The organism is Selenomonas sp. oral taxon 136 (assembly GCF_001554015.1).
Lineage (GTDB): Bacteria > Bacillota > Negativicutes > Selenomonadales > Selenomonadaceae > Centipeda > Centipeda felix.
Window position 1 is genome coordinate 2,291,106 of the sequence record NZ_CP014239.1, and the last position, 25,543, is coordinate 2,316,648.

At 51.0% G+C, this 25,543-nt stretch carries 30 protein-coding genes and 1 pseudogene; 26 read left to right on the top strand and 5 right to left on the bottom strand.

Annotated elements, in window-relative coordinates; translation table 11 throughout:
* The first annotated feature begins 98 nt into the window (after positions 1–98).
* The 11 genes from AXE86_RS10990 to AXE86_RS11040 all read left to right on the top strand — a co-directional run bounded on the left by AXE86_RS10990 (position 99) and on the right by AXE86_RS11040 (position 9,512).
* A complete protein-coding gene (locus AXE86_RS10990) occupies positions 99–854 on the top strand; it encodes an MBL fold metallo-hydrolase (protein ID WP_061946791.1) in 756 nt (251 codons plus the stop codon).
* Between the two features lie 15 nt (positions 855–869).
* Positions 870–1,979 carry a S1C family serine protease gene (locus AXE86_RS10995; RefSeq protein WP_061946792.1) on the top strand — a complete coding sequence of 370 codons (1,110 nt, stop codon included), beginning with the start codon at positions 870–872 and terminating at the stop codon, positions 1,977–1,979.
* Complete coding sequence (gene rlmH, locus AXE86_RS11000) at positions 1,976–2,455, top strand: 23S rRNA (pseudouridine(1915)-N(3))-methyltransferase RlmH (RefSeq protein ID WP_061946793.1); 480 nt, start codon at positions 1,976–1,978, stop codon at positions 2,453–2,455. Before AXE86_RS10995 ends, rlmH begins: the two co-directional genes overlap by 4 nt.
* A 175-nt stretch (positions 2,456–2,630) precedes the next feature.
* Positions 2,631–3,980: an NADP-specific glutamate dehydrogenase gene (gene gdhA, locus AXE86_RS11005; protein WP_061946794.1), complete on the top strand. Its 1,350-nt coding sequence runs from the start codon at positions 2,631–2,633 to the stop codon at positions 3,978–3,980.
* A gap of 217 nt (positions 3,981–4,197) precedes the next feature.
* A complete protein-coding gene (locus tag AXE86_RS11010; RefSeq protein ID WP_061946795.1) occupies positions 4,198–4,413 on the top strand; it encodes a hypothetical protein in 216 nt (71 codons plus the stop codon).
* Positions 4,414–4,534: 121 nt separating this feature from the next.
* Positions 4,535–5,452: a DUF3990 domain-containing protein gene (locus tag AXE86_RS11015; protein ID WP_232294882.1), complete on the top strand. Its 918-nt coding sequence runs from the start codon at positions 4,535–4,537 to the stop codon at positions 5,450–5,452.
* Positions 5,385–5,885, top strand: a complete 501-nt coding sequence (locus tag AXE86_RS11020) for a hypothetical protein (protein WP_061946797.1) — start codon at positions 5,385–5,387, stop codon at positions 5,883–5,885. The genes AXE86_RS11015 and AXE86_RS11020 overlap by 68 nt, the downstream gene beginning before the upstream one ends.
* 126 nt (positions 5,886–6,011) lie before the next feature.
* Complete coding sequence (locus tag AXE86_RS11025) at positions 6,012–6,554, top strand: lytic transglycosylase domain-containing protein (protein ID WP_061946798.1); 543 nt, start codon at positions 6,012–6,014, stop codon at positions 6,552–6,554.
* An 11-nt stretch (positions 6,555–6,565) separates the two neighbouring features.
* Positions 6,566–6,958: a hypothetical protein gene (locus AXE86_RS11030; protein WP_061946799.1), complete on the top strand. Its 393-nt coding sequence runs from the start codon at positions 6,566–6,568 to the stop codon at positions 6,956–6,958.
* Positions 6,959–7,047: 89 nt separating this feature from the next.
* Complete coding sequence (locus tag AXE86_RS11035) at positions 7,048–7,842, top strand: hypothetical protein (protein WP_061946800.1); 795 nt, start codon at positions 7,048–7,050, stop codon at positions 7,840–7,842.
* The gene (locus AXE86_RS11040) at positions 7,839–9,512 is read left to right on the top strand and encodes a type IV secretion system protein (RefSeq protein WP_083501196.1); all 1,674 of its coding nucleotides are present in this window, start codon (positions 7,839–7,841) and stop codon (positions 9,510–9,512) included. The genes AXE86_RS11035 and AXE86_RS11040 overlap by 4 nt, the downstream gene beginning before the upstream one ends.
* A 43-nt stretch (positions 9,513–9,555) precedes the next feature.
* Here AXE86_RS11040 and AXE86_RS11045 read toward each other — a convergent pair whose 3' ends face one another.
* Positions 9,556–9,948, bottom strand: a complete 393-nt coding sequence (locus AXE86_RS11045) for a hypothetical protein (RefSeq protein ID WP_061946801.1) — start codon at positions 9,946–9,948, stop codon at positions 9,556–9,558.
* Between the two features lie 14 nt (positions 9,949–9,962).
* On the bottom strand, positions 9,963–10,328 hold the full coding sequence (locus tag AXE86_RS11050) for a type II toxin-antitoxin system HicB family antitoxin (protein WP_061946802.1): 366 nt from the start codon (positions 10,326–10,328) through the stop codon (positions 9,963–9,965).
* Positions 10,329–10,482: 154 nt separating this feature from the next.
* Between AXE86_RS11050 and AXE86_RS11055 the strand changes: the two genes are divergently transcribed.
* The 10 genes from AXE86_RS11055 to AXE86_RS11100 all read left to right on the top strand — a co-directional run bounded on the left by AXE86_RS11055 (position 10,483) and on the right by AXE86_RS11100 (position 19,373).
* Positions 10,483–12,435: a peptidoglycan DD-metalloendopeptidase family protein gene (locus tag AXE86_RS11055; protein ID WP_061947022.1), complete on the top strand. Its 1,953-nt coding sequence runs from the start codon at positions 10,483–10,485 to the stop codon at positions 12,433–12,435.
* 17 nt (positions 12,436–12,452) lie between these two features.
* Positions 12,453–13,322 (top strand): hypothetical protein, encoded by an 870-nt coding sequence (locus tag AXE86_RS11060; RefSeq protein ID WP_232294883.1) that lies wholly within the window; start codon positions 12,453–12,455, stop codon positions 13,320–13,322.
* A 149-nt stretch (positions 13,323–13,471) separates the two neighbouring features.
* Positions 13,472–14,758: a hypothetical protein gene (locus AXE86_RS12955; protein ID WP_198145269.1), complete on the top strand. Its 1,287-nt coding sequence runs from the start codon at positions 13,472–13,474 to the stop codon at positions 14,756–14,758.
* A gap of 348 nt (positions 14,759–15,106) precedes the next feature.
* Positions 15,107–16,261, top strand: a complete 1,155-nt coding sequence (locus AXE86_RS11070; RefSeq protein ID WP_061946803.1) for a ParM/StbA family protein — start codon at positions 15,107–15,109, stop codon at positions 16,259–16,261.
* Positions 16,262–16,266: 5 nt separating this feature from the next.
* The gene (locus tag AXE86_RS11075; protein WP_061946804.1) at positions 16,267–16,617 is read left to right on the top strand and encodes a hypothetical protein; all 351 of its coding nucleotides are present in this window, start codon (positions 16,267–16,269) and stop codon (positions 16,615–16,617) included.
* 56 nt (positions 16,618–16,673) lie between these two features.
* Positions 16,674–16,907, top strand: a complete 234-nt coding sequence (locus tag AXE86_RS11080) for a hypothetical protein (protein WP_061946805.1) — start codon at positions 16,674–16,676, stop codon at positions 16,905–16,907.
* A gap of 40 nt (positions 16,908–16,947) precedes the next feature.
* The gene (locus tag AXE86_RS11085; protein WP_061946806.1) at positions 16,948–17,163 is read left to right on the top strand and encodes a hypothetical protein; all 216 of its coding nucleotides are present in this window, start codon (positions 16,948–16,950) and stop codon (positions 17,161–17,163) included.
* Positions 17,156–18,070 carry a HipA domain-containing protein gene (locus AXE86_RS11090; RefSeq protein WP_061946807.1) on the top strand — a complete coding sequence of 305 codons (915 nt, stop codon included), beginning with the start codon at positions 17,156–17,158 and terminating at the stop codon, positions 18,068–18,070. The genes AXE86_RS11085 and AXE86_RS11090 overlap by 8 nt, the downstream gene beginning before the upstream one ends.
* 182 nt (positions 18,071–18,252) lie before the next feature.
* Complete coding sequence (locus AXE86_RS11095; RefSeq protein WP_061946808.1) at positions 18,253–18,861, top strand: recombinase family protein; 609 nt, start codon at positions 18,253–18,255, stop codon at positions 18,859–18,861.
* Positions 18,858–19,373 carry a hypothetical protein gene (locus AXE86_RS11100; RefSeq protein WP_061946809.1) on the top strand — a complete coding sequence of 172 codons (516 nt, stop codon included), beginning with the start codon at positions 18,858–18,860 and terminating at the stop codon, positions 19,371–19,373. Before AXE86_RS11095 ends, AXE86_RS11100 begins: the two co-directional genes overlap by 4 nt.
* A gap of 52 nt (positions 19,374–19,425) precedes the next feature.
* On the opposite strand, the gene AXE86_RS11105 is transcribed toward AXE86_RS11100, so the two are convergent.
* The 3 genes from AXE86_RS11105 to AXE86_RS11115 form a co-directional block, all read right to left on the bottom strand.
* Positions 19,426–20,205, bottom strand: a complete 780-nt coding sequence (locus AXE86_RS11105; protein WP_061946810.1) for a nucleotidyl transferase AbiEii/AbiGii toxin family protein — start codon at positions 20,203–20,205, stop codon at positions 19,426–19,428.
* A gap of 3 nt (positions 20,206–20,208) precedes the next feature.
* Positions 20,209–20,625, bottom strand: a complete 417-nt coding sequence (locus tag AXE86_RS11110; RefSeq protein ID WP_061946811.1) for a hypothetical protein — start codon at positions 20,623–20,625, stop codon at positions 20,209–20,211.
* Between the two features lie 73 nt (positions 20,626–20,698).
* On the bottom strand, positions 20,699–21,394 hold the full coding sequence (locus AXE86_RS11115; RefSeq protein ID WP_157064449.1) for a hypothetical protein: 696 nt from the start codon (positions 21,392–21,394) through the stop codon (positions 20,699–20,701).
* Positions 21,395–21,561: 167 nt separating this feature from the next.
* Here AXE86_RS11115 and AXE86_RS11120 point away from each other — a divergent pair, with 167 nt between their 5' ends.
* The 5 genes and pseudogenes from AXE86_RS11120 to AXE86_RS11140 all read left to right on the top strand — a co-directional run bounded on the left by AXE86_RS11120 (position 21,562) and on the right by AXE86_RS11140 (position 25,321).
* Complete coding sequence (locus AXE86_RS11120) at positions 21,562–21,765, top strand: hypothetical protein (protein WP_061946813.1); 204 nt, start codon at positions 21,562–21,564, stop codon at positions 21,763–21,765.
* 13 nt (positions 21,766–21,778) lie between these two features.
* Positions 21,779–22,126: a hypothetical protein gene (locus AXE86_RS11125; protein WP_061946814.1), complete on the top strand. Its 348-nt coding sequence runs from the start codon at positions 21,779–21,781 to the stop codon at positions 22,124–22,126.
* A 468-nt stretch (positions 22,127–22,594) separates the two neighbouring features.
* Positions 22,595–23,440, top strand: coding sequence for an undecaprenyl-diphosphate phosphatase (locus AXE86_RS11130; protein WP_071884730.1), 846 nt, complete (start codon positions 22,595–22,597; stop codon positions 23,438–23,440).
* A 3-nt stretch (positions 23,441–23,443) separates the two neighbouring features.
* Positions 23,444–24,070 carry an aminoacyl-tRNA hydrolase gene (gene pth / locus AXE86_RS11135; RefSeq protein ID WP_061946815.1) on the top strand — a complete coding sequence of 209 codons (627 nt, stop codon included), beginning with the start codon at positions 23,444–23,446 and terminating at the stop codon, positions 24,068–24,070.
* Positions 24,036–25,321: pseudogene (locus AXE86_RS11140) on the top strand (radical SAM protein). The gene pth and the pseudogene AXE86_RS11140 overlap by 35 nt, the downstream one beginning before the upstream one ends.
* The last annotated feature ends 222 nt before the right edge of the window (positions 25,322–25,543 follow it).

Consider the following 25,543-nt stretch of genomic DNA (forward strand, 5'->3'; position numbering starts at 1 on the left):
CAGGACTTTATCGGTGCTTCATTAACTCAGTCCATAGAAATTATGCAGAAAATTTACAGACAGAAAGAATATGATGTGTTCACTGGAGGGGATATCGTTTGCAGGTAGCTGTGTTAGCGAGTGGAAGCAAGGGAAATTCCGTCTATATAGAGCTGGACGGGGTGCGTCTTCTGATCGATGCCGGCATCAGTGCGGCACGGATCACGAAAGCACTCAGAGCCAATGAAATCGATCCGCAAACCATTGACGCCATACTCCTTACCCATGAGCATATCGACCATGTGCGAGGTCTGAAGACTCTGTCGAAGCAATACCACCTGCCGATCCTTGCGACACGGGGGACTCTTGCCGGAATTGACGGAGGAGCCGCGTTTGCGGAGGATATGCATTGTATCTCTGGGGATTTTTGCGTCGGTGATGTCACCATACATCCATTTCCTATTTCCCATGACGCGGCAGATCCATGTGGATTCCGCGTAGAAGGCTCACATTGCTGTACACTTGCCACCGATCTTGGCGTTGTGACAGATACGGTGCAAGAGGCGATGGAGGGGGCTGATGTGCTCGTCTTTGAGGCCAACCACGATGCGGATTTGCTCCGTAAAGGAAAATACCCTTGGTCGCTCAAACGGCGAATTCTCTCCAACCGTGGACATCTTGCCAATGCCGAAGCGGGATGGGCGCTGACGCGCATGAAGAAGATACCGCACAAAGTCTTTTTGGCGCATCTTTCAGAGGAAAACAATGGCCCCGATCTTGCTTTCAATACAATCAAAGATATTCTCGCAACGCGTGGTATGACAATGGAGGTCGAATCCTGTCTTCCCGAGGGCGGAGCAGAAGTCAAACTGTAAAGAGGAGATGTTATGATGAATTTACGTTTCAAACTACATCGGCGCAAGGGCGTTGTTTTAACTGCCGCCGCAGTGTTGGCATCCCTTGCAATCTTGGGTGGTTGTTCCATGGGGACGGCTGCCGACACCCGAACGACAGGAACAAAACCTGCACAGACTGTGGATGTTTCCAATATTTCTGATGCGCGTAATACACCCGTAGTGCGTGCGGCAAAAGCTGTAGGTCCTGCCGTCGTTGGAATTACGAACAAGGCTGTGGCACGCGACTGGTTCAATAATCCGGTTCAGACAGAGGGCGTCGGCTCCGGTGTTATTTTCCGCAGCGACGGCTATATCGTCACGAACAATCACGTAATCAGTGGAGCGAAGGAAATCATCGTTTCTCTCGCAGATGGACGATCACTGAAGGGAAAATTGATCGGTCAGGATGAGTTTACTGACCTTGCTGTGGTGAAGGTGGATGAGGACAATCTTCCGACAGCCGTATTCGGCGATTCGGACGGCGTGGTTGTCGGAGAGCCTGCTATTGCGATTGGCAATCCCATGGGGCTTGAGTTTCAGGGCAGCGTTACGGCAGGTGTGATCAGTGCCTTGAATCGTACCCTTGACATCAGTGATAAACGCGTCAAGCTCTTTCAGACGGATGCGGCAATCAGTCCGGGCAACTCCGGCGGTGCACTGGTCAATGCCGATGGAGAGGTCATCGGAATCAACAGTGCGAAGGTCGCAGCGAGCGGCGTAGAGGGAATGGGCTTTTCCATTCCGATCAATACCGTACAGACAATCGTAAATGAGTTGATCGAGAAGGGGTATGTGGCACGCCCCTATCTCGGTGTATCCGTCTTCGATCCAGACACGGCAGCTCGATACGGCTACCAGTTGAACATCGATAAGGGCGTCTATATCTTCCGTCTGACACTCGACGGTCCCTGCGGTAAAGCAGGCTTCCAACGCGGAGACATCATCCTTGAGATTAACGGAGAGGAAGTCAACAGCGTTGCTGACCTGCGGAATAAAATTGCCTCCTATAAGGTCGGTGACAAGGTGACGGTAACCTATGAACGGAATGGTACAAAGAACAAGGCAGAGGTTGTTCTGGAAGAGATGCCGCAGGAGGATCGTTGAAAATTACGATTGTCTGTGCGGGGAAGCTAAAGGAGAAATATTTACGCGACGGTATTGCCGAGTATGAAAAACGTCTCCGCCCTTATGCCGATTTGCGTATGATCGAGATCATCGAAGAACGCATGAAGGATCGACCTTCTCCCGCGGAAAAGGATGAAGTTCTTCGCCGCGAGGGCGAACGGCTGTCTTCGCAAATCCCACAGGGGGCTTACCTGATCGTTTTGGATGTGGGCGGCGAGGAGATGTCTTCCGAGAAATTTTCCACACGGATTGATCGTCTGATGCTCATGGGAGAGAGCCATATTGCATTCCTGATCGGTGGCCCCTTCGGACTGTCTGATGAATTGCGCCAACGTGCAGATCTGCGACTGTCCTTCTCACAATTTACCCTGCCGCATCAACTGATACGGCTGTTCTTAATGGAACAGATCTATCGCTCGTTCAAGATCAGCCGTCATGAACCATATCATCTATAACTTGAGAAGAGTGTTCCTTTCTCCTCATTCGAACGGGAGTAGGGGAACACTCTTTGTATTTGTAAATGCATATTGTATTCATGCCCACAACCGCTATACAAAACTTCATCCTCTATGCTATACTCATTTTCGTTCACTGGATAATCTCCAGGAAGGATAAGAGGGAGGAATTATTATGTCGAATATGAAACAGTACGTGGATGATATTTTGGATCTGGTATCGAAGCGCGATCCAGATCAAAGCCATTTTAAAAACACCGTCAGTGAGGTGCTGACCTCGGTTGTCCCTCTCTTGGAAAAGCATCCTGAGTATAAGGAGCACAAAATTCTGGAGTGCATGATCGAGCCGGATCGCATCATCTCCTTCCGAGTCCCTTGGGTAGACGATAAGGGGGTGATTCAGGTCAACCGCGGCTTCCGTGTCCAGATGTCCAGCACCTTGGGACCCTACAAGGGAGGTCTCCGCTTCCATCCAAGTGTTACGCTTGATATCCTGAAATTCCTTGCATTCGAGCAGGTCTTCAAAAATGCTCTGACCGGCCTTCCCATCGGCGGCGGCAAAGGGGGGTCAGATTTTGACCCGCACGGTCGCTCAGATAACGAAGTGATGAAGTTCTGCCAGAGCTTCATGACGGAGCTCTATCGTCATATCGGCCCGAACGTGGATGTGCCGGCAGGAGATATTGGCGTCGGCGGGCGTGAGATCGGTTATCTCTTTGGACAGTACAAGCGCATTCGTGACTCCTACGATGCGGGGGTTCTGACAGGCAAACGTACGGACTACTGGGGAAGTCTTGCGCGTACTGAAGCGACGGGCTATGGTCTTCTCTACTTCGTGCAGGATATGCTTGCGGCAAAGGGAATCGACCTCGCGAACAAAACAATCGTTGTCTCCGGTGCTGGGAATGTCGCTACTTATGCCATTGAGAAAGCGCAGGAATTTGGTGCGAAGGTTGTGACATGCTCTGATTCGAACGGCTATATCTATGATCCGGACGGCATTGACCTTGCCGCACTCAAGGAGATCAAGGAAGTGCGTCGTGCAAGGATCAAGGAATATGCAGAAACGCACCCGAATGCAGAGTACCACGAAGGATGCAGCGGCGTCTGGTCGGTGAGGTGCGATATTGCACTTCCATGCGCGACACAGAGTGAAATCAATCTGGATTCTGCCAAGCTGCTGGTCGCCAATGGAGTGCAAGCAGTCGGCGAAGGTGCAAATATGCCGTCCACGCTCGATGCCATTGCTTATTTCCAGAGCAACAAGGTACTCTTTGCCCCGGCAAAAGCGGCCAATGCAGGTGGTGTGGCCGTATCCGCCCTTGAGATGTCGCAGAACTCTGAGCGTCGCCAGTGGACTTTTGAGAAGGTGGATAAACGCCTTCGCAAGATCATGAGCCATATCTATCGTGATGCGAAGAAAAATGCAGAGCTTTATGCTGCCCCCGACGATCTCGTTGCGGGCGCAAATATCACTGCATTCTCCAAGGTGGCAGACGTCATGCTTGCACATGGTTTGGTCTAAAAGAAATCGTTTGAACGAGGGCTGCTTCGGCAGCCTTTTTTCTATGCATATCGTTCATAAGCCTGACAAGTGAGCTATCATGGGCGAGATTTTAGTGGTACCACGCAGGCGTATGCGTATATGGTATGCTTCTGCTGGATGAATTTTATGATGGCGTGAAAAGAAATTCTTGCTGAAATATATGTTATAATGGCAGCAGAGAAGTCGAGGTGGATGTATGGAGAAATACGACGAGATCGTCTTGGCGTGGAAGAATCAAAAGCTCAGGAGTGCTGCCGAACTCGAGGCTGCACTCAATGGGTACGTGATTCAGTTCGCCTATCATTCCGGGAAGATCGAGAACCCGCAGATCACCTATAACGACACGCAGGAGATTTTCGATCATGACGGCGTGACGAACTATACAGGGGATGTACGCACCATCTTTGAATAGAGCTTGTCAAAACATGGGATCATCCACGATTTTTGCGTCACGCCCATGATGCGGCCGTTCGTTGAGGAAAGGAAAGTCCATGCGCAACGAGAATGCAGCGGATATTTACGCACAAGAGCAGATGCCGCAGGAAATTCGGGAGAAAATCACTGCCCTTGAATCCGTGGGACAGGCTGCGCTGATCCCCAAGGTGCAGCAGGAGCTGCAAGGCAGTATCGAATGTGCCTTTGATACGGGAAAGATCTCAGCCGGAACATGCGCATATCTTAAAGCACATTATCTCCACAAGGATTTTCTTCCCGCGCAGCTCACGCAGCGACAGATCATCCTCTTTCATGGCTCTCGTGATGCCGTCGGTTGGCCAAGCCTGTCGAAGTGCCGTGAGGCAAACGATTTCGGCAAGTGCTTTTACTGTACAGAGGATATGGAACTTGCGAAAGAGTGGTCTTGCCAGCGTGGGGAGAGCGGTGTCGTCTCAGGCTACACATTAAAAATAGATGGGCTGCACATTGTCAACTTAAATTCAGAGCAGTACCATACGCTTAACTGGATTGGGACACTATTGCAGCACCGCCAGCCGAACAACCTGGACGATGACAGTGACGATGCGCGGGAGTATCTCATCCAAAACTTTGCGGTAGACCTGTCACGGGCTGATGTTGTGGTTGGGTATCGTGCGGACGATTCATACTTTCAGTATGCAACGGATTTTTTGCAGAACCGTATCAGTCTGGACAAACTCAGTGAAGCAATGCATCTCGGTAAACTGGGGGAGCAGGTTGCGATAAAATCGGAGCGGGCATTTGAGCGGCTTACATTCAAACGTGCCTACCGGACAGCGCAGAAATACATCCGTTTATATATGGAGCGTGATGTACGTGCGCGTGACGACTACCGACGTTCTCTCAGGGGACAGATCCGCGTTCCCAACAAGCTGACCATCGAGCGTATCATTCAGGAGGGCATCAGGAATGACGACGAGATCCTACTCAGACCTCTATATCACGGATGCACAGGTGAATCTTGGCAACATGTTTGACTACGCCGTCAACACCTGCCATATCCCCATCGGGAAGGCGGCAGAGTACTTCGTGGACTCCGGTGTGGCCGATCAATTTGGCAAAGGGAACCCCCGCTATGTTGCCGGCCGCACCGGCTGCGAACTGCTCTGGGACTGCCTGTGGGAGTTGGACATAGAAAAACCTCCCTATCCGGCGGCTCTCTATGCGGAGAAAACACCCGCATATTGGGCAGGATGGGCACTTGCCTATTATCAGTGGCTGCGCTGCATCCCCTTTGAGACAATCCTCGCTGCCGTCCCGATGGAGCGGATTGAGCGCAGCTACTATCCGCTTCATGAAGCCGACATCCGTAAATTAGTCGAGATCATGGACGAATTGATGTGCGAAAAGGGTGCGCATCCGCAAACAAAGAACCATACGCATACACCACAAGCAGCGTACACACGCTGACCGCAGTATAGATACATAAAAAGAACTTGTCATGACGGCAAGTTCTTTTTATGTGTGCAAAAGAGCGAATTTTTTTCCCTTTCCTGTCGTTTATACTAAAAAGAACAGACGAGGAAGGAGAATGCTATGCACTATATCAGATTATTTGTCCTTTGTGCGCTCTCATTGAGCGTCCTCCTGCCGGGCAGGGGAGAAGCCGCCGATCTCTACAGCGTCATCTATACCGATGCCAGCTTCTATAACGGAGACATGGCGCAGTGCGACTGGATCACGAATGCCATCTTGTACGCTTCGGCCAGCTATAACGTCGATCCACTCCTCATCACGGCCGTTATGGAGACGGAATCCCACTTCTACATGGGCGCGGGCAGCCCCGCCGGTGCGATTGGACTCATGCAGCTCATGCCCGCTACGGCAGCCGGCATTGGTGTGAACCCCTACGATCCGCTCGGCAACATCCTCGGCGGAACGATCTACCTGCGCACACAGCTCGACAACTTCGGCGGGCTCGGCGAATACGGCGTAAGTACGGCTGTCGCCGCCTACAACGCCGGCAGTGCTGCCGTCTACCAGTACGGTGGAGTGCCGCCGTACCGGGAGACGATTGACTATGTGGCCAAAGTACATCGTGCCTACATGAACCTCTATCAGATGTATCAATACGGGTGAGGGAGGGAGCTATGAATCTAATCCAAACCGCAGGTATTTCCCTGCTTGTCCTCATCATCGGCGGCTGGATCTACACGCGCTGCCACGGCGATGGCGTGCGGACACTCACAAAACTGCTGCTTCTCGTCAATGCACTGCTTCTATTCGTCACGCTCAACCTCTATTATGCAGCAAAAAACGAAATTGCCGTCAAGGAAGTGATCGAAAAGTACAGTGTCGCGTCCACCGTCGACCTCCTCTCGCTGATGCACGAGCCGGGGCACAGCGTTGAGATGCAGGAGAATCGTCTTCTGATTGACAAGGGAAGTGACCATGAGCGCATTTTCATCCTGATGCGTGAGTCGTTTTTTCACATCATTGACCAGGGAAAAATGATGCAGATGACAAAAGAACTGCCAAATTAACTTCAAAATGAAAAAAGATAGGATTTTTCGGGAAAAATTTCGGTTACCATAGATTATGGAGGAGAATTGTCAAAAAAGGAGTGTTTACCATGACCATCAGAAAAACAGCTGTTGCCGTCGGTGTCGCATTCGGCATCTCTGCCTCGCTGCTCGCCATGATCCCGGCAGGGCATCACAGCGAGGCGGCGATTGCAGTCATCGACCAAAAGAACATCGAGGAAGCGATCAAAACGGCGATCCAGACGGCAAAGATCCTCTCGACCGAGGAGAAGGAGCTGGCACTCATGATCCTAAACTCGAAGAAGATCGGCAGTGCAGAGATCGAAAAGTATGCGCAGATGCAGGGCGCACAGCAGAAACAGATCTTTGACGAGAAGATGGGGCAGGAGGGCGTACTCGGCAAGATATGGGGGGACAAAAAGGGCGGAACGAATCCGAATCCTCTCGATACCGTCTGGCGTGAGCGTCTCGGCGATCTGCAGTCCATCCTCAACGGCAACACGACCGTCGCCACAGGCATCCTGAACGAACGCCGCCGGGAGGAGACACTCGCGGCCACCTTCAAGGATGCAGCACAGTCCGCCCAGAACACGCAGCAGGCAAACCTCGAGATCGCAAAGTCCACACAGGAAGCTCTGAATGCGTCGAATCAGGCGGAGGGAACCATGCAGGTCATGCAGTCGGGCAACGCCATCAACGCCAACAGCGTGCTGGCACTGCTCCAGATGACGAAGATGTACAGCAACGCCGTTGCCGCTGAGGCATCGCACTACCAGGCAGAGAACCTGCGCCGCGCGACCATTGAGTCGAATGAGCAACAGGCGGCACAGCGCAACATCGCCGCAGGTAAGGCGGCTCTTGCCAGCATCAAGGCACAGCAATGAATGGAGTGGTAGATATGCACCGATGCACTGAGACACTGCGGCACATCCTGCCGCTTTGCATATTTGTCCTCGTCGTTGTTCTCGTCCTGGCGGACGGCACAACAGCATCCGCCGCAGCGAGCTTTAGCTCGGACATTGGACTAAAGGGCGGCGACAATGCCTTTCAGAACAACCTCACTACCATGGCGAATGGCATGTTTACCGTCGCGCGAATCATATCGACCATTATGATCGCACTCGCGGGCATCATGATTGCCTTCAACGTCGAGACGGCCAACAAGACCACATGGAACATCATCCTCGGTATCGGGCTTGCGCTCAACTTCGGCACGGTGCTCATGAGTGCGTTCGGCGGGAGCTTCGGCGGTGCAGATCAGGCACCGTTCGAGTACCGGATGCACGTCACTGCGGACGAGGACAGCAAATGGTATGACTTCCTCCAGCCATTTACACGCACCTATATCGACTATACGAAGTCCGGCGCAGTCAGCATCATGCCTGTCGCTGCGAAACTCCTCATCGTCTTGACGGCAATCTCCGCCTCCGTGAAGATCTCCCTCGATCTCATCAGCGGCGATAAGATGAAGTTTCTCGTCCAGATACTCCTCGAGACAGGTCTCTATCTCTTCCTCATCCTGAACTGGTACGGCCACGGGATTGACATTATGGGCAGCCTGTGCAGTGGCTTTCAGGCGATCGGGTATCACGCGGGTGGCTACAGTGAGGGGATGGGCTCCGGCTCACTCATTGCAAATGCAGTCACGATGTTCACAATGGGGTACGGTGCAGCACAGGAGGCCTTCTCGATCTGGTCACCGATCTCCGGGCTGTTTACCATCCTCTGCCTTGTCATTATGTTCATCCTGCTCGTTCTGGCAGGGATTGAGATGCTCATGGCAAAGATTGAGTTCTTCACCATGGCGATGATCACCATCCCCCTGATTCCGTTCGCTGCGCTTCCGCAGACGAAGTTCCTCTTTGAACGGGCTCTGGGTGCCATGTTCAACCTGGCGATCAAGGTCGCTGTCATCTCCTTCCTCACGGCAATGAGCAGCAGGATCCTCACGGATTACTGTGATGAATTTGCAAAGATCGCACAGGATCCCTCTAAGGGCGGTATCATCGGCAATATGCCCGTCCTCATCCAGGCCGTTGTCGTGAGTCTCCTGCTGTATCTCCTCATCAAGAAGATCCCCGACTTGGTGCAGGGACTTCTCAGCGGCTCTCCCTCTCTCAACGGTGCGAGCATGACACAGACCGCGAAGAATGTGACCTCCGCCGGTGTCGCCACAGCTGCAGCGGTTGCCTCTGGTGGAACAAGTGTTGCGGCCAACATGGCAAAAGCCGGTGTAAGAGGATATACGAGAGGTATGGGAAGTGGTGACCTGACAGGTATTGCTGTCGGTGGACTCAGTGCTGTCGGCAAGGGTGCATCGATGATGATGCGTGCTGCAGGGAGAGGCATGTCCGATGCGGTTGGAAATAGTTCAGTGGCTGCAGCTATTAAGGCCGGTAGGGATGGGGCACAAAAATATTTTGGGGATCCAGGTGGAGGATCACCCTCTCCAGGAAAGGGTATGCGAGGCCCGCGTATGATCATGCGTAATCGATCTACGGCCAAAAAAAGCACACCGAAAAATTCCCATAATTCGGGCAAGCCCCATAAATAAAAAAGGCTTCTCAATCTTTTCGTTTTGGATTGAGAAGCTTTTTTTAACGCGTCAAGGAAGATTTTTTTGCGATGTCTGCAATGAGCTTACTCTGTTCGTTATACTCTCTCTTGAGCTCTTCGTACCGTTCTTTCAGCTCTTCATATCGTCCCTCTAATTCGTGATACTTCGCGACGTCTTCTTGCTCCAGGTAGATTGTACCGATCATTCCCGTAATTTTTGGTGCGTATTGTCTCAGAACGCGGTCCAGATTCGATGTTGCAAAAAAATCTATTAAGTTTTTGTGGTTAACCGCTCCATAATCTCCATTGATGATGAAATCCCGGAGCTCTTCTTCCCACTTCTGCTGCTGTTTCTCTTCTTCCATTGCATCGAGGATTCTCCCGCGTTCGTCATAATCCTCTTTGAATTTCTTAAGGCCGGAAAAAAATCCCATTGAAATCACTCTCCTTATCGTACTGATGTATCCTTTGGTGACTCATAGAGCGGCGCGTATGAAGACAGAATGTGCTCGATCAGGCGGTTGAGACTCATCCCCGTTGCGATCGCATGGATCGCAAGCCGGCGGTGTAGTGCCGGGGCAATGCGGACATTGAAGCTGCCCTTGTACGGAATCTCCGGCGCAACGTTTTCCCGTGCGCAGCGGTCAAGATACGTATCAATCTCCGCTCGAAACAGCCTGACCAGTTCGTCCGCGCGTTCTGCGCGGTACGTGATCTTCTCCTGGATCCCGAGCACGCGCCCATAGAGGAATCCCTCATGCTCGTCGATCTCCACCGAGCCAACATACTCTCTATGCCGTAATATATTCTTCATCGTCCACCTCCCTCCTTCTTCCATTATACCGCACCTTGCACAAAACGACAACTGTATATAGTCGCTTATATCGTTAAAGTGTAAAAAAGATAGGAAAATTTCACAGATGTTCTGGGGTACTATGAATATATATCTGTATGAGAGGATTCCGCACATGAAATCGAGATACATTTTGCTGCTGCTTGTCCTTTTCCTATTGGCATCATCCACATCTGTGAGTGCGGCCGCGCTCTTGATGATGGATGCACCGCTGCACGGCCACGAGATCCAGGTGACCAGTCCGTTCAGCTCGGGGCGTACGCATCCCATCACGGGGGTGGTGCGCCGACATAACGGCATCGATATCGGCGGCGAGGCACATGAGCCTGTCTATGCTGTTGCGGATGGAATAGTTACCTATGCGGATTATGAGTACTCATTTGATGGTCTTGTAGTTATTGAGCATACTTCACCCGATGGCAGCAGGTTTGAGACTGTGTATGGTGACCTCGACCCGAACGATGGGTATCTACCGGCTGCTGCCATCATGGGGAGCATTGACAGGCATGTGCAGCGTGGACAGTTGATCGGGTATCTGGGTCCATCAGGAAAGACCAGAGTATCAACGGGGCCGCATCTGCATTTTGAGGTACGGATCAATGACTCGCCGATCAGTCCGGCGCTCTATCATCCGTATGCGCCGTGGCTTCCGGACAATGCGACAGATGACGGCCTTGCAGCGAGCCGTCAGGGAAAGCGCATGGTCTGGGATGCGGCATTTGCCTTTATGGAGCCCGTCAAGAAAGCGATAGATACCATTGCCCTCGCATGCACCAAGGCAGTGGATCTCCTCAAGGACATCATAAAGTACGTGATCGGCATCCTCATGACGATTGATCTCGCGCTCACCTACATCCTGATGAGTGTCGATCGAGAGAAAGGACAGGAGCCGAGCTTCAGCATCTTTAAGTTGCTGGCACTCAAGATGCTGCTCTATCTTCTGCTCTTTTACACCATCACCTACTGGGGCGCGTTCCTCATCAACGGATCACGCGACCTCTTCCTCAGCCTGGGCGCAGCCACGGGCGGTGTAGATCTCACTCAGGCAAAAGCGATGCTCGTCGATCCGACAGCACTCGTGACCAAGGGAGCACAGATCATCGAGCCGATTTTTACCGTTCTCAACGAAACGGATGCGAGCGGCTTTGACTGGCTCAACAAAATCGTCACGGGACTGTTCGGGAGCATCTTCCTCCTCATCATCTTTGGCTCGTTCCTGCTCTTTGCCTTTGAGATCATCCTGGCGTACCTCGAGTTTTACTTTGTCGCCGTGTTCAGTCTGGCGAACTTTATGTTTGCGGGACACAAGTGGTCACGCCGGTATGCAGAGAACGGCATGAACGGCATCTTCAGTGCCTCGATCAAACTGTTTTTCTTCTGCTTCTTTGCCCTGATGCTGCAGTCCGTCATGTCGAACATGGTGGTGGATGATCTCATCCATGTGCAGACCGTCCCCGTGGAAGAGGCAATGAAGAGCAGCAACGGGAACTTCGGCGGGCGCGAGGGCATCGATGAGGTACTCGAGGCAATCCGCCGTGTCGAGACCGGCGGACAGGAGCATCCCTTCCAGACCCCATCACAGGATGGATGGGGCTACGGTGCGTATCAGATCAGCTACGAGTACTGGAACGTCTGGTGCGAACGAGCGGGATTCGAGCCGCCGCCGATGCCATGGGCAGATGACTCGGAGGCCTGGAGCGATCCAGGGTATCAGTCGAGACCCTACAGCGGCGCATGGGAAGATCAATTCCCACCGGCAACGACGCCGTGGCCGGAGAACGTGCAGACCGCCGTGGCGCGTCATCACCTTCTGGAGCTCTATGATGCAAACGGCAGCTGGGAAAAAGCGGCAGGGGCATGGAACGGCGACCGCAGCGGCGGATATTGGCGCAAGGTCGTGACGGCATCAAACTCCATCCAAAAGACCAAGCACGTCCTTCAGGTCGCTATTTTGCTGAAACTCGCCCTGGTCTGCTTCCTGTTTGTCATGATGGGGGACAAGCTCTCCCAGCTGGTCATCAAGCAGTTTGGCATAGGCAACGGGTTCAAGTTCCTGCCCGGCACATAATAGAGAGGAGATCGGATATGAAACGATGGAAACGGTCAAAGAAAGTGACCGCAGCACTCTGCGCATGCTTTATGGGGGCTGCCGGCATCGGCTATGCGTGGTCAATTCCTGGCGTAACAGAGCCCTATGATCCGCCGAACTATTACAGCCCCACAAGCATCTCCTGGGCGGACAGTGCACCCTCCCCATTTGCCCTGAAAGACCTCGCCGCGAACGGAGGCAATGTCTATGACTACACGCGGCATATCAAGAGCATCCTCTATGGGACGAAGTTCGTTTCCTGGCTCGAAAAACTGACGGCCAAACTCGGCATCGAGGAGGAAAACGCCAGAAAGCTCCCGGAGGAGAGCAGAGAACAGGGGATGAAGGACATCAAGATCCTTTATCACTCCATGGCAGAAAATCGCACGAACATTGACCTCCATCCGGAAGCCTTTGAGCGGGACTATGACGATGGTGTTGCGGGCAAGGCGATCGACTACCGCAAGACGAGCAAATTCATGTCGGACAGCTACACAGCGGCAACGCAGAACACCATCAATCGCTACCAGGACATGGATCAGATCATGACGGCACTCCAAACGGCGCTGCAAAACTCGAATCAGGCGGTTGGAGAGACACAGGCACGTCAGGCAGGAGCGCAGATCGAGGCGGTCAAGCAGATGGCCATCATGCAGCTCTCGAATGCCATGGGGGATCAGATCCAGATCCGCAACGTTCGCCAGATGCAGGATACGGCAGATAAACAGCGGCAGGAAGAGCAGCAGATGAACGGCTCCTATCACTTCTTTAATTCCGGTGATCCCGGAGATCGGGTCATGCTCGAATCCTACGAGGCGGATACCGGGCGAAAATTCTATCAGTCACAGCCAATGCCTGATTTTTGATGCAGAGGAGGTGCGTGTGATTCGCACGTCGTTTCCTATCTGGACAGTATCGTCCATCGACTTGCCCAGGAAGCCCACCTTCTTCCACCGGAGGCGAGCGTCACGGAAGAAATGAAGATGCTGCAGCATCAGAGCAAAGGAGGAGCAACATGCAAAGTGAATGGTTTGTATCAAGCAATCCGATTCCGATTGACCAAGGGAAAAGAATCATAATGTATCAGGCGCAGCGCAGGAAGGACACGTCCGCTGTCGATTACAGCGGCAACCGTGATGGTGCAGGAGGTTTTTACGAGGACAAAGACAAGGCGCAGGAAATCGTCGACAAGCTGAATGCGGCGGAGAAGGAACGCGGGGAGGCACTGACGGCACAGGAAGCACGGGCAATCGCCGACAAGCTGCACGCGGAGGAACATCATAAGAAAGCGCAGGAGGAGGCAAAACTAATGGCAGAGCAGCAGGAAAAGCAGCCGGAGAAGGAAACCCAGGCAAAAAACTCGCAGGAAAAGAAGACGACAAAAGAGCTGGTCAGCGAGGCAAGCAAAGCCTTTAGTGACCGTATGCAGGAGGCCCATGCCAGCGGGAATGCCGTCTGGCAGAAACCGTACGAAGAGCGGCAAAATATCCATGCGCCTGTCCTGATTTATCAGGGCAGGGATGGAGAACATAAGTCGTTCTATCCGCCTGTTGCGAATATGCTGCCCGCCGTTCAGCATCAGCTGGATATAGGCAGTCAGGATAATCGCTGGATTCCCGCAAAGGAGGCGGGAGCGAACCCCGACATCACCATCCGTAAGGATGCGAAGGCCGTTACCTTTGTGCTCTTTACCAAAGACAAGCAGCCGTATACGAAGAAATTCTTCAATATAGCCGACGTGTCAGGGAAAGGTGTTCCTGCGCTCACGCCGACACCGGAACTGCGGCGGGATGCCTATCTGCACGATATGATCGACTATCTTGCACGGCGCACCGAGCGCGGCACGTTCAAGGGGGACAACTACTTCCTGATGGTCATGGACGCGAAGGAAGCGGCCAACAAGAGCTATCAGGCGAAAAAGGAAGTCTACGACTTCCAGAACCTCGACTACGGTACCTACATGAAGGCACGCCTTGAAGCCAATCGACGGCTGGACGCGATCCTGGGCGCGGATGTCCAGGAAGTCGTTCCCGCGAAGGACTACGAAAAGACCTTCATCCAGCTGCTGGCAAAGGAGATTCGCGAGCCGTCCAAAGAGACGAACTATGTCATTCGTGCGGCACGTAAGGCGCTGAATGAGCTGAAATGGAAGCAGAGCCACGTAAAAGCGGCGATGAAGGCTCTTGTTCCACAGGCGGCGTTCGATTCGCTGGCACGCAGCGGGAAGATGCCGTCGCAGACACTCTTTATCATCGCAGTCAAGGGTGTGGAGCAGAACAAGGCGCAGGAGGCCGCCCGCTGAAGGAGGTGAACACAATGACGGATGAAGAAATCTATGAAATGTACTGCGGAGATGTTGACGACATGCCCGCAGACGATGCGCTGATGGAAGACTGAGCGCAGCTGCAGCAAGTGAATCATGAACGAAAGTCGGATGTTTTGCATCCGGCTTTTGTGTTTCTCATCAAGTTCTAACAGGAAAGTAAAAAAGATAGGAATTTTTTCCATTTCCTGTCACATATACTAAATATGAAATGGATGTGAAAGATTTACGTGAACATCCGCATGTATTTATGCGGTACATGGTATAGAAATCATATCTGTTTCTGAATGAATGGTAAGAGTATAGGAACGACGAGGAGGAACGGTCATGCAGTTTTTGGTGGCAAATGACAATGGAAACGCCGAACAGGATCTGGTGATTAACGGCCAGCGGATCAGTGCACCGAATGTTTTTGCGCGTGTCGGAAAACTGGTGAATTTGGACGAACTGAACCCGGAGTATGTGCTGAAGCACATCCACGACAATCTCATTGTCTCCGTGGAGGGAGCGATCTACTACGTCGGCGCGTATGCACTCTCGAGCGGGCAGCGGTGCCGATCGATCACCGTCGGCGTAGATAATGACAAGGTGTCCAGCGATATTGTCTATGTGAATACGCTCGCGCATATTGCAGGAGAGGCAGTCGCTGCGTGCTATCGGGAGAGCGGAGCTGTTCCTGATACGGGAGATGCGATCAAGGTGCATGTGGATATGGCGACAGCGATTCCCGTGTCCTACTACACGAAGGCAAAGGCGGCCGCATTCGCCGAGAAGTTCATGCACAAGCAGCATAAAGTTACCGTGTATGTCGGGGCAAAGGAGTATGTCGTCTTTATTCAGTTTGATTTTGTCAAGGCGATCCCCGAGGGCGTCACGGCAGCACACGCCTTTATGCACCGACCGACACTGATTCATCAGCCTGAGAACCTTTCCGCCGGAACGTTCAAGACGCTGCGTGTCCTTCATATCGCCATCGGTGAGGGCACGACGGAGTTTCCCATCACGACGGGAATCTCCTTTAAGCCCGACTTTATCATGGGGACGTATAACGGCAACGGCCACGCGATTGAGCGGGTGCTGGATCCGTTTAAGAAGGACTTCGGATTGCAGAGTGTGACCCGGCAGGATTTCTCCCGCTATCTGCGTGATGCTGCACACAAGTATCATGATGCGGCTATGTCCTATTTCATGCCGGCACTCGAAGATGAGGCGGAGGAAATCCTGACGATGGCCGAGCAGGTCATTTCAAGAGCCAACAACGAAGTGGATGTTGTTGCTGTCTATGGAGGCGGCTCTATCCTGATGCGTGAGGCACTGGAAAAGCGGCTTATGGCGTTCTGCACGCGGGCGAAGATTGAGCTTGCCTACATCGACGATCCAAGCGATGCCGTGTTCCTCGAGGCAGAGGGGCTGAACGCATTTATCAACAGCCCGCTCTTTCAGCTGCTGGGCGATAAGGCGCGTAGTGGAGAGAAAGGATAACGGAAATGGCAGAGAAGAATGTGATTACAAAGTCTGTCTGCTTCCCACGGACAGCGGAATTTGAGGAGTTTGTCGCAAAGCAGAAGAATTTCAGTCGGACAATGTGCATCCTGGTTCAGCAGTCCATCTTTCAGCACGGCGGTAAGATCGTTGATGTGCTGGAGGAGTATGAAAGCGTGAGCAGGGACATCGTGTTCCGCCGTCAGATCAGCGAGCTCTCAAAAACAATGGAGGAGAACGAAAGGGGAGTGTTCCTCGTCGCTGAAAATCCGACGATTTCTGCCGAGGAGGAGCCCCGGAGGGAAGAACCAACGGCATCACAGGGAGATGACAGCATCCCCGAGGGTTACCAGTAAGAGGTTGTTGTCGCGGCATCCGCTCTGCGGTATAATTGAGGTAGGAGGCGAGGCGCATGGAGCAGTACAAATATAATCCGAGTGACTACGTTGATTATCTCTGCGAGAGCATGACGAATTTTTACGCGGCACTTCCGGAACAAAACGCGCTGCGTTTATCCTGCATCTGGGAGCGGATTTTTTTCGACACGAAACAGGCAATGAAGGAGCGCTTTATATCTCCTGATGAACGTGATGCTATCCTTGATTATTTTGGGGCGTTGATACCGGAGGATGAAGCTTTATCATGAGGTGCAATCAGGCTTATGGATCCTATGGGAGGCGATAATGATGGAGTACAAATATAATCCGGAAGACTATGAAGAGGTGCTTTGTGAATATATGACGGCATTCTACCGGGCGTATGAGGAGAAGAACCGTGCTTTCATGATTTCTGAAATGAGCCATCTTTTTTCCGAGACGAAATATGCTATGAAGGAAGGAGATATTACATCTGCTGACCGTGAGGAAATGTTGATGTATTTTGGAGGGCTGATAGATGATTGACATTACAAATGCAACATGGCGCAGCAATCGCTTTGGCGGTTCAGAGCGAAAACGCACATTGATCTATGACGGGAGCACCTACATGGTGAAATTTCCTGATCCCGTTCGTTCGACAAAGAAAACATCACTTAGCTACATTAACAACCAGTTTTCCGAACACATCGGATGCAGCATCTTTCGCCATCTCGGTATCCCGGCACAGGAGACATTCCTCGCAACGTGCATAGACCCTATGAATAAGATGGAAAAGATTGTTGTTGCCTGTAAGCTCTTTTGTCAAAACGGCGAAGGGAATTTGGTTGAATTCAGCAAGTTCCTTCTCAACGACACAGACAGTACCTCCCGCAGGACAACAACTGTTGAAGATGTGATGGATGTTCTCGATCATTCACCGCTGCGCCTGGATCGAGAAAAGATCAAAGCCTACTTCTGGGATATGTTCGTTGTAGATGCGTTCATTGGCAACGGAGATCGTCATCTGGATAACTGGGGACTCATTGAGATGACAGATGGGACATTATCCCCTGCACCGATTTACGATTGTGGGTCATCCCTTTCGCCATTGAAGTCGGATGAAAAAAAACGAGAGCTGCTGGCAGATGGGAACGAGTTTAAGCAGGAAGAGTACAATCTGAACTCGGTTTATCGAATGAATAACAAGCGTGTTCTTTACCACGAAATCTTCAAGAACCCGCCGGAAGACCTGCATCGTGCGATCCAGCGCATCGTGCCGAGAATCAAGACGGCATCTGCACAGATTGACCGGCTGATTGACAGCACGGAAGGACTATCGGACATCTCCAAAGAGTATATGAAGAAGTCCCTGCTGCTCAGAAGGGAGCTGATCCTCCTTCCGGCTCTTAAAAAATGCAACAAGAGAGACGAGTCGCGGGGCTTTGCCCGGTAATATGGGGATGCAGCTGCGCACAGAAATGTGTGCAGCTTTTTCAAAAGGTATACTTTTTAGGAGAGTGGCAGCCAGCATGAAAAAGTGTCTCAAAAAATCATGTATATCATTTTGAAACATCTCAAAAGTAACATAGAGGTTTTGAAACAGATTGATCGAATGATGAAGGAAAGGAGGGCAGGATGAACATAGGATACATTCGTGTCTCCGACAAAAGTCAGAATCCTGATCGGCAGATTGAAAAAATGAAAGCGATCGGCATCGAGGAGCGATTTATCTTTGTGGATCGACAGAGTGGGAAAGACTTTTCACGGCCGGCCTACCAATCCATGAAGCGGGTTCTCCGCGCAGGGGATCTGCTCTACCTGGATGCGCTTGATCGCTTGGGGCGCGATTACGACGGAATCATCGATGAGTGGAAAGATATGACACGAAACATCGGTGCCGATATTGTCGTGCTGGAGCAGGAATCACTGTTTGACAGCCGCAAGTTTCGAGAGATGGGGGAACTAGGAAAACTGATGGAAGACCAGTTTCTCAGTCTGCTCAGTTACGTTGCTGCGCAGGAGCGTAAAAAAATACGCACGTGGCAGCGGGAAGGGATCGACCTTGCACGGCGGAAAGGCGTGCGTTTTGGCCGGCCACGGGTCGAAACGACAAAGGATTTCAGAGAGACCATAGAACGATGGAAGAACGGGGAAGTGACGGCAAGGGAAGCGATGGGCATTTGCCGTATGAGCCCGTCGACCTTCTATCGCCGCGTAGAAGAATGGAAGGAAGAGTTACGATGAAGCGATTGTCGCTGCTGCTCCTCTGTATGCTGGCCTATATGCCGGCGGCGTTTGCCTCGACATGGCAGGAGGACGTGGAGGCCGTTACAAGCCATCCAGAGAAAGTCTATGAAGTGTATTGTGGAATGCCTTATGAAGACTTTGAACAGACATGGGAGAATGTACCGAACTGGAGCTGTAAGGATAAAAAGCCGCGTCGGCAGATATTTGAGAAGATCATGGAAGGAACGCCGCCGCTGCGGGAGACGTTCACCGTGCTCGGTGACCGTACGAGCGTCATACACATGGATGTTTCCTTCTTGACTGATGACAAGAAGCTGATGGACTGGATCTTTAACTATACGCGAAATCGGTTGGCCATCAAATTTGACAATCCGGGAGAAGTTGAAGGTTGCCAGGTCATCGACATGAATTATCCGACCTTTATCACATGGCCGGGACATCCTGTAATGCTGACACGCGGTTCCGTTGAGCGGGGCGAAAAGACGTACCGGGTTACGATTATGCTTTAGCACACATAACAATGATAATAGGGACTGCACCAACTAGGCGCAGTCCCTATTATCATCCCAGACCTCTCACGTTTTCCTGTATTCGCTGCGGCGATGCCCATTTATCGCCTGTCCATTCCAGCGTTTGTGGTCTCTTGTTGATAAACGGTGTGAGAAAAGCAGTCAGCCTTTTATACATGGTAATGAAGTCGGGCTTATTTTCGACATTCAACAATTTCTCGTAGGCATGCTTCAAATCATCGCGTCGGTGGCAAAACTCGTCGAATGTACCGGGCGCATGACCATCCGTATAGACCATGCGGTATACATCCATCAGAGCGATTTCTTTACAATGTGAGAGGATGTAGACATCCACCAGATCCTTTGCTCGGCGGAATACTTTCGGGCTGGAAATAGCACGGATCTTATCAGACAGCATTTTAGTCAGCGTTGCTCCGCGAATATCGACCGGCTGTCCTTGATACATAATTTGATAGTCTTGGTAAAAAGGATGCACCCGATGTCCAAAATCTACTTTGAACATGCGATCCTGATTCGCATCCAGAATGCGAAACCCAGCCGATTTTCCTTCTGCTGGGTTGCGGAAGATTTCCACAGACAAGTCTGGATTTACATTTTTGACGGCGTTCTCCAATATGTTGTGCATGATCTCAATATCGGTGTCTTCGCCGTACCAGTCACCATCAATATCGTGTGTGATACGGTGTACATTTACTGGTGAAGAGTCTTGAAGAGCTACGTTTAGGTTCATCGCTCCTTTGAAGATGATGGGCGCATTGGCACGCATGAGTTCAGCCATAACATCCGTCATAAGCCGTTCATTTTCATTCATCGCTTATTCCTCATCGTAATACTCCATAGCCCATGCCTTGTACTTATCGAATCGAGGGAGCAGTTCCTTTTCAATATGCAGTGAATCGAAGGATTCTCCATTGGAAAAGTACACGTCGGCCAGGCTCTCTTGTATCACTTGGTTGTCGCCATCAGCACGTAAAAGATCATTGATGGTTTGATTCACAGTTGTGCATAGAAGGCCATTGCGCCGCTCATAGTCTACCGTATCGAAGGATGGGATTATATGCTCCCGCGTTCCCTTCAAGTTCAATGGCGATAGTACGTAGATGTCGGCCGCCTCATGAAAACTGCTTCCGTTGGATAGACCTAAGTAGTCCGCAGCGGTGTCGTATGCCAAGATGCAGGGAGCATCCTTCAGCAGATCGCGCAGATAGTCATTATATGTGTATATTGCCATTGTCCTCATCCCTCCTTCTATGTCTTAGTCATATCTTATCGAAAAATGATGCTTGCTGTCAACGAATGAGCATCTATAGATCACGATACATCCGCTTATTTGCCTCTTTCTCTTTCGCTGCATCAGACATGAGTGTCCATGTTTTGAGTGCGGAATTATCGTCCCGCATGGTGGCGACAAGGCTCGCATAATGTTCGTTCCCGGAGACAGCCTCGGCGATAATACCAGGCCTGTCTTTTACTTTTTCCGGCGCAGCGACCTTGTAGCGTCTCATGTCGTTCCGATCTGTTTTTACCGCTTTGGCGAGCGCATCCATTTGTACTTTGGCACGGTTCATTCTTTCCGCTGCACGATCCAGCCGTGCTTTTAGTGCATCGTATCGTTTCTGATACGGCGCATTTTTCCGTATGATGCCGATGGCGATTTCTTTGATTTTTTCCTTTCCCTGTGGGGCGTCAATCTGTGCGGGCAGACGTTTTTGCCATGCGGCCAGTTTTGCTTTCTGCTCGGCCAGTTCCTGTGCTTTTTTCGTCAGCGCATCACTTCGTTCGTCGAGTGCACGCTTGCGATCCTGATACTCCGCATAGGCATCCCGATCATCAGGAGATGGGATCGGCCGCCTTTGAAAAGCTACGATTTCCTGCTCCAGTTTTGTCCGATCATTTTGCAGATAACCTTCTTTCTTCTTCCAAGCACGAAGAGCTTCTCGCAGCTTTTTGAGTCCTCCCTTTGTGTAGATATTTGCCCCCATCTGCAAGGCGCGATCCATGGAAAATCGACGACATTTGGGGGATTGGTTTCGGAAGCATTTGTGCATGAAAATGCCGAGGGAAATCCTTCTGGTAACGTGAATCAAGCGACCACACCGGAGGAGACATTCCGTTCCGAATCTGCTGTGCAGTGACTTTGACAGAGATACGACGAGGATGGTAGTATATGGATAAGCGACAGCTTTCTATGGACGAGATACAACGCGCGTTAAAGGAGCATCAGCGATGGTTGGACACAAATCATCAGTCTGGTACTCAGGCAGATTTCTCCAACTGCGATTTTCGCAGCTTCGATTTTTATTATGAGAAACGCGGGGAGCTACATGAGTTTCGTTCCATGAATTTTCGTGGAGCTGATTATGTCAGATGATGGAGGTATTACGATGCAGTATTGGGTAGATGCAAAACGATTGAATGACTTCATCACACTCCGTGGAATGACGATTGATGATGTCGAAGCGGAATGCAGTACGAAAGGACGACATGACGTTTTCCAACGTTTGGTAACAGAGGGGGGACCGACGCGTGAGTTCTTTTTGATCGGTGAGATTCGTCGGGCAATCAACGTCCCCAGTCCAGAATTTGTGAAATGCAAGATGGAAGAAGGCGATGGGACAGATGATCTTGCTGCAATAAAGAAAAAACAACTGATGCCGCTCGATTATGATGAAAGTCATTACATTGATCAGAGCATGGGCATTGAGCGTTTGAAGGAACGCGGTATAATCTGATGGATCACTAATGTGCAGGGTAGTACAAAAGATAGGTTTTTTTCCTCGTTTCAAGATATAGGTATGTCTTGAAAGGAGGCTTTATCTATGCGACCTGTCTGCCAAGACTGGGGTAAAGTGATGCGGCTGCGCAAGGGGAAGTAAGGGAACTTCTGGGCATGCGCCGGTCATCCTTTGCCAATCACAAAGACGCTCTGCCTTTTTGAATACCCGCTGCATGAAAAAAGACGAGTTGTGCAAATCGCAGGGCTCGTCTTTTGACTGTAATCTCGTTGTTGGTTGATCCGTCACTACGATCTATTCTCTTCTATTTTTGCCCCTAATTTGCCCCCTAAGAGATTGAAAAAGACGTAGAATATGTGTAATATGGAGAACTGAGAGAAAAAGAGTAGGCGAAATACACAGTTTGAGATATAATGTTAAACTGCTGTAGTTTTGCTGATATGGTCGAAGGAGGATTTAAATACTGTGGAAATATCATTGGCGGAGATGCTAAAGGTCGTTATTCTGGGAATTGTTGAGGGACTCACCGAGTGGCTTCCTGTGTCCAGCACAGGGCACATGATCCTCGTTGATGAATTCATTCGACTGAATGTATCAACTGCTTTTATGGATATGTTTTTGGTGGTCATCCAGCTCGGCGCCATTCTTGCTGTTGTGGTACTGAATGCAAAGAAGCTGAATCCGTTCCTTGGAAGTAAGTCTAGAGCAGAGCGTCGTGAGACATTGGATCTATGGGGGAAGGTCATCGTTGCCTGTCTTCCTGCTACGGTGGTCGGGCTCGCGTTCAACAAATATATGGAAGAACATTTCATGAACGCGCCTGTTGTCGCTTCCATGCTGATTCTATACGGTATTCTTTTCATCGTCGTGGAGCGTTGGAATAAACGTCGGACGCCGCGTGTCGAGAGTCTCGCCGCACTGGACTATCGTACGGCATTCATCATAGGCGTCTTTCAGGTGCTTTCTCTCGTTCCGGGGACGAGCCGCTCGGGGGCAACAATACTTGGCGGTATTATCTTTGGGGCCAGCCGCTATGTTGCAACGGAATTCACCTTCTTTCTCGCCATTCCTGTCATGTTTGGCGCATCCTTTCTGAAACTTGTCAAATTTGGCTGGCACTACACGGGAGCAGAGCTGTTTATTCTCGCCGTTGGCATGGTCACTGCATTTGTCGTGTCGATTCTCTCGATTCAGTTCCTCTTACGATACATAAAGCGCAACGACTTTACCGCGTTCGGCTGGTATCGTATTGCTCTTGGCATCTTAGTACTTGCCTATCTCTTTATGGTTGGTGATCCGACGAAGGAGTAGTGAATGAAACTTATTGCGGGGCTTGGGAATCCCGGAGCAGAGTATGCCAATACCAAGCACAATGTCGGCTTCATGCTGATCGATGCTCTGGCAGAGCATCTAAACGCTTCTGCATGGAAAGAAGATTTCTCTTCATCTGTTGCAGAAGCACGTATCGGCGGAGAAAAAATTTTCCTTGTCAAACCATTGACTTATATGAATAACAGCGGGGAAGCGATCGGGCCCATGCTTTCCTACTACAAACTGAGCAGTGAAGATTTGATCGTTGTCCACGATGATATGGATATTCCTGTTGGGACGGTACGTATTCGAAAGAAAGGGAGCTCAGGCGGCCATAACGGGATTAAATCCATCCTTTCTCATGTTGGCAGCGAGGCATTTGCTCGTGTCCGTATTGGCATTGGGCGTCCGCCAGCCGGATGGACCGTCATCAACCACGTTCTTGCTCCATTTGCACCAGAGGATACGCCAAAGATTCGCGAGGCGATAGCATATCTTTTGCCCGCAGTGACGTGTATCGTAACGGATGGGACAGATTTTGCAATGAACCGCTATAATCCACATCGGAAGAAGCAAAAACATCAAGAGGGCGATCATGAAACGAACGAGAACGGCGACACTTCTGCATGAGAAGAAGGATAGGATTACGGCAGTCTATGCCGACCATCACGGCAACATCTGTGAGGCAGTGAATCTGCAGGGGTTAGGTCGGGTTGGCACATCAAATATTTTACTTCATCCCGATGAACTCATTCCGCTTCCTGACAGTGCTGATCTTATGTTTATGCCTTCGCATAAGGCAGTGGGTCTGCGTGTGGATGGATGTGAGGAAGAGATCAATGGCACTGCCGTAGCGGCCATTCTTCCACAGGGCTACACGCGAACCCATCTTCCTGCTTTCCATCGCAAAGATGATGCATCTCTACTCCCATTATATGGCTATACTGCCGTATTGTCCTATCGTGGACAGCTGTGGGTGGCTGCCGTATATACGGACGAAAATGACAAATGGGATCCATCCAACTATAATAGCACTGGACTCAAGAAGCTGGTGCGCCGCACAATGAAAGAGCTCCCCCATAACCGCATTGTAGAGCAGGTGGGGAACTGCTCGCTGAACTATCATTGTCTCACGGCACAGAACCTGTTCTACCGGCGCTGGGAATGCGGTGTGCCGACATCACCCGTCTGTAATGCCAACTGTCTCGGCTGCATATCCCTACAGAGCTCAGAATGCTGTCCGTCTCCGCAAGAGCGAATAACATTCGCACCGACAGCAGATGAAATCGCTGAGGTTGGCATCTATCATCTCTCGCTCGCCCCGGATGGAATCATCAGCTTTGGACAGGGCTGTGAAGGTGAACCGGCGCTTGCTGCAGATCGGATTTCTGCTGGAATTCGTAAAATACGCAGCGTAACCACGCGCGGTCAAATCAACATGAACTCCAATGCCGGATATCCGGAAGGCATGAGAAAAATTGTCGATGCAGGGCTTGATTCTTTGCGTGTATCCATGATTAGCGCACGGCCTGAAAGCTACAATGCATATTATCGCGCAAGCTATCAGCTGGACTCTGTTAAGGAGTCCATCCATTATGCATTGAAACACCAAGTATATGTCTCCATCAACTTGCTGCATTTTCCGGGATTTACCGATCGCCCCGAGGAACTCTATGCTTGGCAGCAATTTTTCCGTGAGCTTCCAGTCCAGATGATTCAGATGAGAAATCTCAATATCGATCCGACGCAATTTCTGCAAGTCATGCCGGGGGGGGGGAGGGGATGCCCGTTGGGACGAAAAATTTTATGCATCTTCTTCATGAAGAATTTCCGCAGCTCGTTATCGGGAGTTTCAGTCACTATGTCGCCAAAATGCCATGAATTAACAGCATCTTTTCTGCTCGCAGATGTGAACGATTGACTTATTGTGCTATATCGGATAGAATGTCCCCATGCATCATCTGATGCATGGGGGATTTCATTTATAAAAAAGAATTAATTATTCTTAGCGCTGGCTCTGGGGAGAAGTTTTCTCAGAGGACGAGGAGAAGGTTGTCGAGCCGTCAGCGGATGCCTTCCGGCATACTCTGCCGATAGGCTGTG

Excerpts from the sequence above, each read along its gene's own strand:
- AXE86_RS11060 (WP_232294883.1), top strand. The coding sequence starts at position 12,453 with ATGAAACGATGGAAACGGTCAAAGAAAGTGACCGCAGCACTCTGCGCA.
- AXE86_RS11105 (WP_061946810.1), bottom strand. The coding sequence starts at position 20,205 with ATGAATGAAAATGAACGGCTTATGACGGATGTTATGGCTGAACTCATG.
- AXE86_RS11015 (WP_232294882.1), top strand. The coding sequence starts at position 4,535 with ATGCCGCAGGAAATTCGGGAGAAAATCACTGCCCTTGAATCCGTGGGA.
- AXE86_RS11120 (WP_061946813.1), top strand. The coding sequence starts at position 21,562 with ATGGATAAGCGACAGCTTTCTATGGACGAGATACAACGCGCGTTAAAG.
- AXE86_RS11110 (WP_061946811.1), bottom strand. The coding sequence starts at position 20,625 with ATGGCAATATACACATATAATGACTATCTGCGCGATCTGCTGAAGGAT.
- AXE86_RS11035 (WP_061946800.1), top strand. The coding sequence starts at position 7,048 with ATGACCATCAGAAAAACAGCTGTTGCCGTCGGTGTCGCATTCGGCATC.
- gdhA (WP_061946794.1), top strand. The coding sequence starts at position 2,631 with ATGTCGAATATGAAACAGTACGTGGATGATATTTTGGATCTGGTATCG.
- AXE86_RS11070 (WP_061946803.1), top strand. The coding sequence starts at position 15,107 with ATGCAGTTTTTGGTGGCAAATGACAATGGAAACGCCGAACAGGATCTG.
- AXE86_RS12955 (WP_198145269.1), top strand. The coding sequence starts at position 13,472 with ATGCAAAGTGAATGGTTTGTATCAAGCAATCCGATTCCGATTGACCAA.
- AXE86_RS11100 (WP_061946809.1), top strand. The coding sequence starts at position 18,858 with ATGAAGCGATTGTCGCTGCTGCTCCTCTGTATGCTGGCCTATATGCCG.
- AXE86_RS11075 (WP_061946804.1), top strand. The coding sequence starts at position 16,267 with ATGGCAGAGAAGAATGTGATTACAAAGTCTGTCTGCTTCCCACGGACA.
- AXE86_RS11085 (WP_061946806.1), top strand. The coding sequence starts at position 16,948 with ATGGAGTACAAATATAATCCGGAAGACTATGAAGAGGTGCTTTGTGAA.
- AXE86_RS10995 (WP_061946792.1), top strand. The coding sequence starts at position 870 with ATGAATTTACGTTTCAAACTACATCGGCGCAAGGGCGTTGTTTTAACT.
- AXE86_RS11055 (WP_061947022.1), top strand. The coding sequence starts at position 10,483 with ATGAAATCGAGATACATTTTGCTGCTGCTTGTCCTTTTCCTATTGGCA.
- AXE86_RS11045 (WP_061946801.1), bottom strand. The coding sequence starts at position 9,948 with ATGGGATTTTTTTCCGGCCTTAAGAAATTCAAAGAGGATTATGACGAA.
- AXE86_RS11115 (WP_157064449.1), bottom strand. The coding sequence starts at position 21,394 with ATGGATCGCGCCTTGCAGATGGGGGCAAATATCTACACAAAGGGAGGA.
- AXE86_RS11020 (WP_061946797.1), top strand. The coding sequence starts at position 5,385 with ATGACGACGAGATCCTACTCAGACCTCTATATCACGGATGCACAGGTG.
- AXE86_RS11095 (WP_061946808.1), top strand. The coding sequence starts at position 18,253 with ATGAACATAGGATACATTCGTGTCTCCGACAAAAGTCAGAATCCTGAT.
- AXE86_RS11050 (WP_061946802.1), bottom strand. The coding sequence starts at position 10,328 with ATGAAGAATATATTACGGCATAGAGAGTATGTTGGCTCGGTGGAGATC.
- AXE86_RS11030 (WP_061946799.1), top strand. The coding sequence starts at position 6,566 with ATGAATCTAATCCAAACCGCAGGTATTTCCCTGCTTGTCCTCATCATC.
- AXE86_RS11125 (WP_061946814.1), top strand. The coding sequence starts at position 21,779 with ATGCAGTATTGGGTAGATGCAAAACGATTGAATGACTTCATCACACTC.
- pth (WP_061946815.1), top strand. The coding sequence starts at position 23,444 with ATGAAACTTATTGCGGGGCTTGGGAATCCCGGAGCAGAGTATGCCAAT.
- AXE86_RS11025 (WP_061946798.1), top strand. The coding sequence starts at position 6,012 with ATGCACTATATCAGATTATTTGTCCTTTGTGCGCTCTCATTGAGCGTC.
- AXE86_RS11040 (WP_083501196.1), top strand. The coding sequence starts at position 7,839 with ATGAATGGAGTGGTAGATATGCACCGATGCACTGAGACACTGCGGCAC.
- AXE86_RS11010 (WP_061946795.1), top strand. The coding sequence starts at position 4,198 with ATGGAGAAATACGACGAGATCGTCTTGGCGTGGAAGAATCAAAAGCTC.
- AXE86_RS11080 (WP_061946805.1), top strand. The coding sequence starts at position 16,674 with ATGGAGCAGTACAAATATAATCCGAGTGACTACGTTGATTATCTCTGC.
- AXE86_RS11090 (WP_061946807.1), top strand. The coding sequence starts at position 17,156 with ATGATTGACATTACAAATGCAACATGGCGCAGCAATCGCTTTGGCGGT.